The following is a 13,219-nucleotide window of genomic DNA, read 5'->3' on the forward strand; positions in this document are numbered from 1 at the left end:
TCAAGGGGCAGTGTAGTGGCAATTCATGAATTGCCACTACGGATCTTTTAAAATTCCTTGTACTTTAAAGTATGCATCACCTGCGTCTTAGAACATATACCCTGGTTTTTGGTTTGCTCTTCGGACTCGCGGATACCGTTCATGCCCACGATCCGGGACTGAGTACAGCAGACTTGAGAATAACCGAAAGCCAGATCGCTGTGCACTTCACGTTCGCCCGACGTGATATCGAATCTCTCATACCCATCGATGCCGATCGTAACGGCTCAGTCACCGCCGCAGAATTTGATGCTGCACGCCCCCATCTCCAAATCCTGGCGAGCGGCATGACCAAGATCAATGTTGATAACCAGCGTGTCGCCGCACAGGTCACCACGATTGAACTCGATCAAAGCGATGCGCTGCATTTTCATTTAAATTCTTCTTGGAAGGCATGCTCACGACTCAGCGTGAGCATGCCCATCATTTCAGAGCTTGCCCGTAGTCACAGGCAGTACGTTTCGGTTCGGAATGAGGAGAAAAATCTCGTAACCGAACGTATCCTCACTGCAGATAATCCGGCCTTTGAAGTTGCCATCACAAATACTGTTACGACTGCTAAAAATTCGTTATCATTCCGCCAGTTTCTCATCCTCGGCATTGAGCACATTATGAAAGGATACGACCACCTGCTATTCCTTTTTGGGCTGTTGGTCATAGGCGGTAACTTTTGGAGCGTGGGACGGATCATCACATCGTTTACTGTAGCTCACTCCATCACGCTTGCATTGGCAACGTTCAGTGTAGTGCAACTTCCGCCGGGCATTGTAGAACCGCTCATTGCAGCGTCAATCACGTACATTGGTATGGAAAATCTTTTTTGCCGGAATCTGCATCGTCGCTGGCTGTTAACGTTCGGATTCGGCCTGGTGCACGGTTTAGGTTTTGCGTCGGTGCTGCGCGAATTAAGCATCGGTGCAAAGGGCGACGGAATGGTTATACCGCTTCTGGCGTTCAACCTCGGAGTTGAAATAGGTCAAATAGCGATTGCGTTGCTGGTGCTGCCATTGATTTGGAAATCGCAACAACTTCCGAATTTCTTCCCACGCCTTGCGACCGCTTGCTCTGTATTCGTATTACTTGCCGGGACGTATTGGCTATTCGAGCGCACTTTGTTTAATTAGGTCCTCGGCACCTTCCCCCCCTGTTTCTCCCGTTTACGGGGGGATTATGGGGGAAGTTTGAAATTCCTAGCATCAAGATACCAGACCCAGAAGAATCTGCCTCACAATAAAAACCACGAAATAGCCTAACTCATATGTCCACAATGGGATGTCAATCAAGCTACCTTTATCCAAAATTCAACGAATTCCTCTTACATAATTTTAAAAAGAAATCTTGTGTTAAAAACCGGAGAAACTTAAGGTCATTAGTTGACTTTTTATCATTAAATTGATATATATGTAGTATCCAAAGACAATCCTATATCCCTTAAACCCTCTTTACAAGAGTTTGAATTTATGAATACACCATTTATAGATTCAATTACATCAGAGTATATTAAATCCATTACCAATAATGGCGTCTTTAACCGTGGACTTTCGTATTACAAAAGTGGCCGTGTACATAATCTAAGCTATGATAATGATGGAGAATTAACGGCGGAAGTCGCGGGTAGTGAATCGGTTCCCTACAGTGTCTTCATACTTTCGAATGAGGAAGAAATATATGAAATGGATTGTGAGTGTTTGTATGCCTCGGATGGCGAGATATGCAAGCACATTGTTGCTACTCTATTAGAGTGGATTGAGCATAGAGATAAAGCAAAACGCCATAGACCGCTACCCTCTCGACAAAAAGCACTTTTTGACCCGGACGATATTTTTAGGAAGATTTTGCCATTTTCTTCTTACGAGCCGAGTCCTGTGGATATTTTAGGTGAAATCTTTTCTGGCTTTGGTCATTTCAACATTAAAGTGGATTTGCTCGATGGCGGGCCACGACTCGAACTCAAGCTGGTTTCTCCTCATGGCGGCGGCGAAACGGTGTTCCACCTCTCAGCAGAAAAAAGTCCCCATGTTTTTGAAAAATTAACGAGATTTTCCGGCAATACTGTGGAATTATCCGAACGGGCAAAACGAACAAAGCTCTATAAGAGCCCGCTCGTCCCCTATCTTCATGCCGATATAAACAACGATGGGCATATTGAGTTGTCCCCTATCCTGAAATTCAAGAGTTCCGGCAAAAAAGAGGAGCAGGCCTTTCTGTGGGAACAATTAGCCGAGCACCGGATCAGCGAAGGATGGGTATGGTTAAACAATTCCTACAGGCCTATCAATCCCATTTCCTTCAACCTGAAACCCTATTTTCATAAACAAAAGCCGCTTGTTTATAAAGAAAAGGATGCGATTGATTTCCTTAAACACGATCTCAACCTATTACTCAATGACTCATCCTTTAAACCTTCAGAACGATTGAAGGGCGCGGAGGTTCATGACAAGCCAGATGTTTCCCATGTGCAGGTGGAGGCTTGCGATAATGACTGGCTATGGCTGGATCCTACCTATACCGTAGGAAGACACACCGTCACCCTTTCTGAGATTTTGTCATGCATTGATAAAGAACGCTGCATGAGAAAAGATACGGATTATCTAGAAATTCCTAAGGAAATCATGGAACTCTGGCAGCGTGGCAACGGTGTCATTGAAAATGGGCGGATCAAGATGCCCAAATTGGGATACCTGCGCACGCGGGCTGAATGCAGCAAGAAAGCAAAGATAACTGCATGTCATGAGACGCAGAAATTTTTGGCGAGTTTTGATCGCATCACACCACCACAGCCGGCGCCAGCCGTCACTTCATACAGGGGGAAATTGCGTACCTATCAGCAATCCGGGTATGACTGGCTCTGGTTCCTGCATACGAACAACTTCAACGGCATCCTGGCCGACGAGATGGGGCTGGGCAAGACACATCAGGCGATGGTGGTAATCCTCTCTGCGTTACAAACTGAACCGAACATGCCTAATCTGGTCATCTGTCCCACATCTGTGCTGGATCACTGGAAATCAAAATTTCAGACCTATGCACCCGAATTAAAGATAGCCCTGTTTTATGGAAAAGAAAGAAATATCCTCTTTTCAGACGACCTCCCATCAGTTGTATTAACAACTTATAGCATCCTTTCCCGCGATATGGAAGGTCTTAGCAAGATTCAATGGAATTACGTAGTACTGGACGAGGCACAAAAGATCAAGAACCACAACACCCAGATGTGCAAGGCCACAAAATTCCTCAAGGCACGGCATCGCCTTGCGCTGACAGGCACCCCTATTGAAAACCGATTAACAGAATTGTGGTCGATCTTTGACTTCCTCATGCCAGGCTATCTGGGGAGCATAGATGATTTTAGGAAACGATACGAGAACCCCATCACGAAATATCAGGACAATGAAAAACGCGAGGTATTAAAGAAGATCATCCACCCCTTTAAATTAAGACGGCTCAAGAAGGATGTCTTGACCGAACTGCCACCAAAGACGGAAGAAAAGCGGTATTGCACACTAGCGCCAGCCCAGGTCGTTATGTATAAAGACATCATTAGTGAACGGGGAAGCAAGCTTATTGCGAAGCTCAAGGATGAAAGTCAGCCAGTAGAATACATCCACATCTTTGCATTACTCACCAAATTGAAACGACTCTGTGACCATCCCAAACTGGTACTGAATGGAAATTCTCCCAAAGGGGCTACCTCGGGCAAATTCGAACTCTTCAAGGAGATCATGGAAGAGACGCTGGAGTCTGGAGAAAAGGTTGTCGTGTTCTCTCAATATCTGGAGATGCTGGATATCATTGGTGACTGGCTGAACAGCATCGACGTCAGATACGAAACCTTGCGAGGTAGCACTTTGAACCGTGGTAAGGTTGTAGAGAGATTCCAGAACGACCCCAACCGCAACGTCTTTTTGGGGAGCTTGATGGCAGGCGGTTTAGGAATCGACCTGACCTCCGCCTCTGTGGTTATCCACTACGACCGGTGGTGGAACGCCGCACGGGAAGACCAGGCCACCGACCGCGTCCACCGCATCGGCCAAACCCGTGGCGTCCAGGTCTTCAAGCTCATCACCAAAGGCAGCCTGGAAGAAAAGATCGACGCCATGATCACCACCAAGGCCATCCTCATGAATTCTGTGGTCGAGTCGGACGATGCCATGTTTAAGTCATTTTCGAGGAAGGAATTGATTGAGTTGTTGACGTTTTGAGATTGAAAGGTTATTATGCTCGGGCAAAATATGCTAATATGCTGAATTTTAAGCATTTTTATATTACCTACAGTATTATTTATTATTTTTGTATAAACAATAATTATCTGTAAATCATCACAATTGATGTACACACAGTTTACAGTAAAACGAGATAAGTGTCCGTAGACCAGTTACCTAAATTTATTAAAGATCACTACGAAGTTCACGAGTGGCGCCATGCTTTAGCCATACTCCGACACGATTTCACGTCCGAGTATGACGACATCTGTGATGTTTTGACACGGTTTCAATTAAGAAAAAGTTGGATTACGGTTGGAGGGGGACGCAAGTCGAAAGTAGCCGACTGGATTGATTGTGAACTGTTTCAGAAAGGATGGAAACCAAAGAATTTTGATACGAAAATTACTGTTGATGAAAAGGTAATGGAGTCCCCGACACATGAAGTCGATTGTTTTAAGAACCGGGTTGCACTTGAAATAGAGTGGAACAACAAAGATCCATTCTTCGATCGCGATCTGAACAATTTTCGTTTGCTATTTGACCTTCGTGCAATTTCCGTTGGAGTAATAATAACTCGTTGTGACGAGTTGCAGGATATTTTTGATAGCCTCGGTCGTGGGGCATCATATGGCGCCTCGACCACACATATGTCTAAGCTTCTTCCAAGGATTCAAGGCGGAGGCGGTGCTGGATGTCCTCTTCTTGTCTTTGGCATTAGGAGAAATCTTTATGCAGAAGATTGTTAACATTACTCAGCCCACAGCTGCACAGGATTTCATGTCTAAGGTCTGTGGTCTTTATTCAACCATTCTTGCCGATCCTCCATGGCGTTTCGAGAACCGTACCGGGAAGATGGCACCGGAGCATCAGAGACTCCTTCGCTATCCAACAATGACCCTTGAGGAAATCTGTGAGATTCCGGTATCTCAAGTAGCTGCAGCTAACTCGCATCTTTATCTTTGGGTCCCAAATGCCTTGCTCGCCGAAGGCCTCGAAGTGATAAAACGTTGGGGTTTTACTTATAAAACCAATATTGTCTGGTATAAGATCAGAAAGGATGGGGGCCCTGACGGTCGGGGGGTTGGATTCTATTTCCGAAATGTTACGGAACTCGTCTTGTTCGGTGTTCGTGGACACATAAGAACACTTCAACCGGGGCGGACTCAGGTGAACATCGTCTCGTCACGGAAGAGGGAGCATTCACGAAAACCAAATCAGATTTACGACGTTATCGAAAACTGCTCGCCCGGTCCTTACCTGGAGTTGTTCGCCAGATTCAGACGGGAAGGATGGGATCAGTGGGGCAACGAAGATGTGGAGGAAAACAGCTTAAATGGTGTTGCCCAAAGAAAAGGCCATGTTGCCACCCAAATGAGATTGTTTGAACGGCCAGTTCAATATGGGGCTAACAAGTCATTGAACAAATCCTCCACTAAGAAACGTAAATTGGTTTAAGTGAAAAGACCTACACTGAATGTGCCTAAAAAATGATACGATATCGCATATCACAAAAAATTGTTAACATTTTTCAACGCCACGTGGAGAATAAGGCAATCGACCGCGTCCACCGCATTGGCCAGACCCGAGGAGTGCAGGTCTTCAAGCTCATCACCAAAGGCACATTAGAAGAAAAGATCGATGCCATGATCACCACCAAAGCCACCCTCATGAATTCCGTAGTCGAGTCGGACGATGCCGTGTTTAAGTCATTTTCGAGGAAGGAACTGATTGAGTTGTTGACGTTTTGAAATGCATTTGATTAACCGCAGAGAACACGGAATCTATAGAGATTTGTTTCGTAGAGCATAACGGTTCACCTTCACCGAACCTCCCTCATCGAGGGGGGATGAAACATAGGAACAAGGTTATTTCCATGCCAGGCGAGGAACTTGCACCAACAAGTGTTTCCCCGCCCCTGGTGGGAGGGGTTAGGGGAGGGGGTGATACACTGTTACAGTAGCGCGAATCCAACGGTTAATATCTCAAGCATGTTCTTAAGCCCGTAATAATTTTCTAATTTATCTTGAGAAAATTCTCAAAGTAGCTTACATTTACCCGTAAATAGACATATAAAACAATAAAGATTGGACAAGAAAATAAACTGTTTCTAATAATAAATATCGAAAGGGAGTCGTTAATGGCAGGAATAAAACAGCAAGTTATTCAGATGATTCAGTCCTTGCCTGATAATATCACCATTGATGATATTATGGCAGAACTTTATTTCAAACTACAGGTGGATGCAGGTTTGAAGGAATTGGATGAGGGGAAAGGGATATCCCACGAGGAAGTTGAAAAAAGGATGTCCAAATGGCTTACAAAATAAGGTGGTCACCACGGGCTGCTTCTAATTTCGAAGACATCTGCAACTATATTGGGAAAGATTCCAAATACTATGCCTCTCTATTTGCAAAGAAAGTAAACGCCCTCATTAAAGCCATCCCTCAATTTCCTAAAGCCGGACGAATCGTTCCCGAATACGGAAATGAAAATATACGGGAAAAAATCTACGAAAATTATAGAATTGTCTATCGTATTAAAGAAGATTTCATTGAAATTGTTGCCATCTGTCATGGTGCAAAATCATTAGATTAATAGTCAATACTTCTTAGCGATGGAATTCCGCACGGGAAGACCAGGCTACCGACCGTGTCCACAGCATTGGCCAGACCAGAGGAGTGCAGGTATTCAAGCTGATCACCAAAAGGTACACTGGAGGAAAAGATCGATGCCATGATCACCACCAAGGCCACCCTCATGAATTCCGTAGTCGAGTCGGACGATGCCATGTTCAAGGCATTTTCGAGGAAGGAGTTGATAGAGTTGTTGACATTTTGAGATTCTGCAATACCTGCAAGGTAAATAAGAAAATACACTATAATGGATAGAATAAATAATTTCCTGTTCTTTAGAAGTGATCTTGAGGACACACTCAGGTATCGCTTTGGACAAATATCTACCAAAGTAGATTTGATCCCCAAGGACCAACTACTCGCAACGCCTGAAGACGTTCTTGTTGATCACATTTATTCATCAATCAAGATCGAGCCTATTGTTTTGCATGAAGATTCAAAGGAGATGGAACATCACGAGACTAAAATAGATGTAAGTGGACATCGAGACCGAAATCCATTCGGAGATCGAGGTCCGATTTATGTTTCTGGTGTAAAGGTTGTTATAAGCATCCCTTACACAGGAGATACTTCTCTTTGGAATCTCCGACCCAATCGCAGCCAGTCGGTATTTCCCAGAGGTGACATTCGGCAATCCAACAGAGATGGAATTGGTTATCTTGATATTATAATTGAACTGCCGGTAGATGAACAACGCGAAAAATTCAGGCGACGTTTAGACGACGAACTTAAAAGCATCAGGTTTTACCTTGACTCCCAAAAATCACAGGTAGAACTATATAACTCGACAGCTCCCGAAGACATACTTAGAGCTATGCAAGCCAGAAAAAAGCGTCTAAAGACACAAGATGGTATCGCAGATTTATTAGGCATACCCTTAAAGAGACGCGAAGATGCACCGCCAATAGAACCTATCCAGATAAAGAGAAAACTAATTAAACCGCTTCCACCTCCTCCAAAGTCTGGGTTCAAGCCAGAACCTGGTATTACCGACCAAGATTTCGAGCATATTCTTGCTGTAATACGGCACGAGGGAAGGAGCTTCGAAGCTACGCCAAAAACATACGCTGTTCACAATGAGGAAGAACTTAGAGATATTCTAATAGCACATCTGAACGGACACTACGAAGGTGGAGCCACAGGCGAGACTTTTAGAAGAAGTAGGAAAACGGATATTCGGATTGAAGATCAAGAAAGAGCTGCCTTTGTCGCTGAATGTAAAGTCTGGAGAGGGCACAAAGAACTTTTGAAAGCGGTTGATCAGTTGCTTAACTATCTTACATGGAGAGACTGCAAAGCGGCCATTATCGTCTTCAACAAGCACAACGCAAAATTTACCGAATTGCTGACAAAGGTGCCTGATACTATGCGTTCTCATCCAAAATTCAAGAAAGAACTTGGGCAGCATAAAGAAGGGGAATGGAGGTTTATCTTGACCTCACTCGAAGATGAACTAAGGCAAGTCTTTGTTAATGTATTTGTGTTCAATCTATTCGTTGCCTAACAGGGAACTCCAAGGTGTGTAGTTGGGTTGGGTTTTGCTATACCTAACATAAGTTATTTTTTGTTTTGATTACAAAATTATTTCTGTATATTGAATAGTCTGGTGTATTACGTAGTACTGCATACAATCCTAAAGAAGGTGTAACCTAATGTTAACTCTGTCCAAGAAAGTTACAGTCGTACCACAAAAAATAGCTTTAAGCGAGATTGAACATCTTGATCAGGAGTTATATCATCACTTCAAGGACAAATTTCACCTCGATATTTCTTTATCCCGTTCGATCGTCAGTTTTCAGGATAATAAAACCAGAAAAGTTTATCGATGGTATAAATTCAAAGAAGCTTTTTCTGCTTCCTTAGTTGAATATCTGCTTGAAAAATACAACATTGTTAACGGCATAATCCTTGACCCATTTGCAGGCAGTGGAACAGCCTTGTTTGCTGCTATTGCACAAGGAATAAATGCCGATGGGATTGAATTGTTGCCGATTGGTCAACAAATAATCAACACGAAAAAAATCCTCACGTTAGAATTCTCGAAAGATGATTTTAACACCCTCAAGCGGTGGTCGCTTGAACAACCCTGGAAAAAATCTGAGTTACGAATACCACTTAACGAGTTACGTATTACGAAAGATGCATATCCAGAACAAACAAAAGGTGCTATCGAGAAATACTTAGGCGCATGTGAGCAAGAAAATGAACGCGTTCGGGCAGTTTTGCAGTTTGCTTTATTGTGCATTTTGGAATCGGTGAGTTATACTCGCAAAGACGGTCAATATCTACGCTGGGATTACCGGTCTGGAAGGCGACAAGGTAAAAAACCCTTTAACAAAGGAACTATTCTTAGTTTTGAGAAGGCTATTTGTTGCAAAATAGAAGAGATCATTTTCGACTTGCAAACCAGGGGAAAGCAAAAACCACTTTTTACCTCAAAGCATTCAAAAGGTGCAATTAATCTATACGATGGCTCGTGTCTTGATATATTGCCAACTATTACCGCGGATACGTACGATGCCATTATTACTTCCCCGCCATATTGTAATCGGTATGATTACACACGCACTTATGCTTTAGAACTTGCCTTGCAAGGGATAAGCGAACAAGAACTATTACATCTCCGCCAACAAATGCTAAGTTGCACGGTCGAAAATCGCGCCAAAGACTTATTAAAGATGAATCCACAATGGAGAAAGGCTATTACTGCCGCTGATCTCCAAGAACTGTTACAGTCCATCTTGAAATACTTAGACGATCAAAAAGCGCAAGGTATGCTCAATAACAATGGTATTCCCAGAATGGTTCGGGGTTATTTTTATGAGATGGCTTGTGTAATCGCCGAATGCTCAAGAGTAATGAAACCAAATGCTATGCTATTCATGGTGAATGATAACGTCAGATTTGCGGGAGCAAGTATTTCAGTGGACATGATACTCTCCCATATTGCAGAGAAGTTAGGATTTTATGTAGAAAACATTCTCGTTTTACCTAATGGTAAAGGAAATAGTAGTCAACAGATGGGTAAGCATGGACGCGAATTGCTTAGAAAGTGTGTTTATGTTTGGAGAAAAGGTGGGTGAAGAGACCGAATCTTCAGCACTTAAAATCAAGCAAAGACCTTGAGACCACATATGAAGCGGTTCGGGCTGGTTTCGTTGCACAGGCATTGGAAAAGAATAGGCAGGCTACTCCGTATGTTGAAGAAGCAAGGGCATTGAAAGTTGCTGCTTCAACCGCTAAAACACCAAGCGATTTGCTTACCATTCCAGACATCCAATCAGCCCTGTTGACTGCCGCTGGTGTATCCGAGAAGGCAAACAACCATTTATTGCAAAGAGATAAGGAAGATGCGATAAAAGGGCTTATCGATAATTTTCTTGAACCGGCAGGGAAAAAGTTTGTAGAAGAATTGGTTTTCAGATTTTTGTTGATACGCGGAGATTCCCTGGGTGGTTCGATGCGGAATATTGGAGGAGTTTTAGCCCAACGCAAGTTAACGCGAGCTATTATTTCTGCACTCAAGGTTGCTGGTAAATCTTATGAGTGGCTTCACTCTGAAACAAATGTATGGGTGCCGATACCAGAGAGTGATGCAGAAATAGAGATATTTGTAAAAGGTATAAGTTGGAAAGGCGATAGTCAGAGTCGCACAGCACTTTTTAATTTGTTCGTACCAATCGTCGGCAACAATGTGGATTTGTGTTTATTTAATCGTGATCCAAAAGATTTTTCCAATAAGAAAATTGCCAGAGATATACTTATTTCGCCTCCTTCGTATATTGCCCTTGGAGAACTAAAAGGTGGAATAGATCCAGCAGGTGCTGATGAACACTGGAAAACTGCCAGAACACATCTTAATCGCATTCAAGACTCGTTTAAGAAGATAGGACATAAACCACATCTTTTCTTTATTGGGGCGGCTATTGAAGCAAAAATGGCAGTTGAAATATGGAATCTGCTCAAGAAAGGTATACTTTCAAATGCAGCGAACTTAACTGATGATAACCAAATCGCATCAGTTTCACGTTGGTTATGTAATCTATAATCATGTAAAGAGGTATCAGGTATGATTGATCCAGAAAAAATTATTTATTCTATTAACATTGAAGACGTTCAAAATGTCGCAGAACAGGAATTGGAAAGAAAACTAACGGAAAAAGAATTAAAATTAGTCGAAGGCAAAGTTGGTGATTATATCAATTGGTATGAAGCTATCCTCCATGCAATTGATGATGCAAAAATTAAACCTCATGGATGAGTTTTGTAGTGCAGATGGCAGCAAGATATTGTGGGATAAAATTGTTAAGTTAAATTCTGGCGTAGAAACCACGAAATAACGTAACACTTTAGTTTTTTGAAAACTATCAAGGCAAAGCCTTGTGCTGATTTCGCCCCGGAGGGGCAAATTGCTCATAGGCAGGCAATTTATTGCCTGTGTTAAGAGAAAGATAAAAATAAGCCCTGTAGGGGCGAATGAAGATTATGGATACAAAATCGTCTCAATCGTCCCTGCGGGACTGTATTTCTAGATAAAAATACAGGCAATAAATTGCCTGCCTATTGCCTCACATCCTTATAGGGACTTAAAAAGCACAACTCATCTTTCAAAAAACTAAACCGTTTCGAAATAACTATCTTTGAAATTTATTGATTGACATAAAATTTTAAAGATGCTTATAATATTGATAATCAGTGATTCAGAAAAAAATAAATATTTCGATAAAGGTAAACCCTGAGTAATCAGGGGGCGCAAAGCAAAGGGTCTTTTAACGCAGCGTTAAGAAAAGATTGCCTTACTGCCGAATGTGTTTTCCATGAACATTTTTGCAGTAAGGCTTTTTTGTTTTAATACCATAGAAAGGGAGCCAATATATGAGAAATATAATTAAAATTCCCCTCATAGTAATTCCTTCAATAATTCTTATCGTTTTTATTTTTTTCTCACTCTTTATCAACACCATTGTTAAGAAAAGTGTTGTATCCTTTGGACCAAAGATTACCCAAACTCCCGTAAGTCTTCAAAAAGTTAAGATGTCACTTCTTTCCGGACATAGCGAAATACACGGACTTGTCATAGGCAATCCAGAAGGCTTTCATACTGATTCCGCATTAAAATTTGATACCGTTGTAATAGATATCAGCCCCCTTTCCATTTTCTCCGATAAAGTAATCATTCGGGATATTCTTGTCGATGGCCCTGAGATAACGTATGAAACATCTGTTGAAGGAAGCAACGTTGGCAAGATTAAAAAAAATGTTGAATCATATTCCTCGTCATCCCGTTCACAAACAAAAGAGCCTGGTGAAACGAAACAAGTGCAAATAGACACATTTTTACTTCAAAATGGAAAAATTCGGCTGGGCGCTACATTATTACAAGGGAAAACGTTGGACATTCCGCTTATGAAAGTGCAATTGAACGATATTGGAAAAGAGTCCGGCAGCGCAAGCTTTCCCGATGTCATTGAGAAGTTGGCTGATGCAATATACAAGGCGATTCTCGAAGCAGTCAAGGAATCAGGCAAAACCATTGAAAAGGGAGTTGACGCCGTGACTGAGTCAGCCAAAGAGATAAAAGAGATAGATGAAAAAGCAAAAGAGGGCTTGTCGGAAGCAATTGAGGGAATGAAAAAACTGTTTGACAAAAAGTGACACTCGCCAGAAAAAACACTTCTTGAAGCCAGCATCGTCACCTGGTGAGAACCTTCGTTCGTTATCAATTAAGAATATCCTGCACTACCCACGTGTAAATAAAGACCTCTTTGACCGTTTAAGGAGGACTATGAGGGATTCGTTACATGGTTCAACAAGAAGAATAAATGGGCCGTAAAGAAAGGCACAACAATAAAGTCCAGAAGGCCGCAGCCGTTACAAAAATCCCGTATGGCAAATCCTCTTACAGCCTTGCGTTTATCTTGAACACAGCGTCAAAATGCCCCCCTTCGTTCAGACTTCAAATTTATCTTGAGAATATTTTGCGAATCGCTTAAATATACAAGGAATCACAAAGTTCCGATTATAGAGCGAAGAGGATACGGAATCTACGTAAGTTGGTTGAATTGAGAGAACCCAAAGATTACTATTATCAAGCATGCTCTTAATCCCTAATAATTTTTAAATTTATCTTGAGAAAATTTTCTGTATAGCTTACATTTACCCGTAAATAGACATACAAAGCGATACAGATTGAACAAGAAAATAACCATACTTTGGTAAATAATCAGAGAAGGTAAATCGATAACAATTCCCCGGTGCGTTGGCAGTTGATTAAGAGTTATTTTAGCCACAGCTTTTACCGCTATGTAAAGAGGAAATAGGGCATGAATAATTTTGAATTGT

At 42.2% G+C, this 13,219-nt stretch carries 11 protein-coding genes, 2 pseudogenes and 1 riboswitch; all 13 genes and pseudogenes read left to right on the top strand.

Annotated features, from left to right (window positions below):
• The first annotated feature begins 71 nt into the window (after window positions 1-71).
• Window positions 72-1,163: a HupE/UreJ family protein gene (locus tag E3K36_08475; protein MCF6155275.1), complete on the top strand. Its 1,092-nt coding sequence runs from the start codon at window positions 72-74 to the stop codon at window positions 1,161-1,163.
• A 336-nt stretch (window positions 1,164-1,499) separates the two neighbouring features.
• A complete protein-coding gene (locus tag E3K36_08480; GenBank protein ID MCF6155276.1) occupies window positions 1,500-4,241 on the top strand; it encodes a hypothetical protein in 2,742 nt (913 codons plus the stop codon).
• 158 nt (window positions 4,242-4,399) lie between these two features.
• Window positions 4,400-4,990 (top strand): restriction endonuclease, encoded by a 591-nt coding sequence (locus E3K36_08485; GenBank protein MCF6155277.1) that lies wholly within the window; start codon window positions 4,400-4,402, stop codon window positions 4,988-4,990.
• Window positions 4,974-5,699 (top strand): S-adenosylmethionine-binding protein, encoded by a 726-nt coding sequence (locus tag E3K36_08490; protein MCF6155278.1) that lies wholly within the window; start codon window positions 4,974-4,976, stop codon window positions 5,697-5,699. The genes E3K36_08485 and E3K36_08490 overlap by 17 nt, the downstream gene beginning before the upstream one ends.
• Before the next feature lie 83 nt (window positions 5,700-5,782).
• Window positions 5,783-5,902 (top strand): annotated as a pseudogene (locus E3K36_08495) (DEAD/DEAH box helicase).
• Window positions 5,903-6,381: 479 nt separating this feature from the next.
• On the top strand, window positions 6,382-6,570 hold the full coding sequence (locus E3K36_08500) for a hypothetical protein (protein ID MCF6155279.1): 189 nt from the start codon (window positions 6,382-6,384) through the stop codon (window positions 6,568-6,570).
• Window positions 6,555-6,839, top strand: a complete 285-nt coding sequence (locus tag E3K36_08505) for a type II toxin-antitoxin system RelE/ParE family toxin (GenBank protein MCF6155280.1) — start codon at window positions 6,555-6,557, stop codon at window positions 6,837-6,839. The genes E3K36_08500 and E3K36_08505 overlap by 16 nt, the downstream gene beginning before the upstream one ends.
• Window positions 6,840-6,859: 20 nt before the next feature.
• A pseudogene (locus tag E3K36_08510) lies at window positions 6,860-6,971 on the top strand (DEAD/DEAH box helicase).
• Between the two features lie 153 nt (window positions 6,972-7,124).
• Complete coding sequence (locus E3K36_08515) at window positions 7,125-8,381, top strand: hypothetical protein (protein ID MCF6155281.1); 1,257 nt, start codon at window positions 7,125-7,127, stop codon at window positions 8,379-8,381.
• A gap of 148 nt (window positions 8,382-8,529) precedes the next feature.
• Window positions 8,530-9,960: a site-specific DNA-methyltransferase gene (locus E3K36_08520; GenBank protein ID MCF6155282.1), complete on the top strand. Its 1,431-nt coding sequence runs from the start codon at window positions 8,530-8,532 to the stop codon at window positions 9,958-9,960.
• Window positions 9,930-10,925, top strand: a complete 996-nt coding sequence (locus tag E3K36_08525) for a restriction endonuclease (protein ID MCF6155283.1) — start codon at window positions 9,930-9,932, stop codon at window positions 10,923-10,925. Before E3K36_08520 ends, E3K36_08525 begins: the two co-directional genes overlap by 31 nt.
• Before the next feature lie 21 nt (window positions 10,926-10,946).
• Entirely contained in the window at window positions 10,947-11,138 is a 192-nt protein-coding gene (locus E3K36_08530) for a hypothetical protein (protein ID MCF6155284.1), read from the top strand.
• A 456-nt stretch (window positions 11,139-11,594) separates the two neighbouring features.
• A riboswitch (cyclic di-GMP riboswitch) is annotated at window positions 11,595-11,684 on the top strand.
• A gap of 68 nt (window positions 11,685-11,752) precedes the next feature.
• Window positions 11,753-12,532 carry an AsmA family protein gene (locus tag E3K36_08535; protein ID MCF6155285.1) on the top strand — a complete coding sequence of 260 codons (780 nt, stop codon included), beginning with the start codon at window positions 11,753-11,755 and terminating at the stop codon, window positions 12,530-12,532.
• Window positions 12,533-13,219 lie beyond the last annotated feature (687 nt).

It is taken from the genome of Candidatus Brocadia sp. (genome assembly GCA_021646415.1).
GTDB lineage: Bacteria > Planctomycetota > Brocadiia > Brocadiales > Brocadiaceae > Brocadia.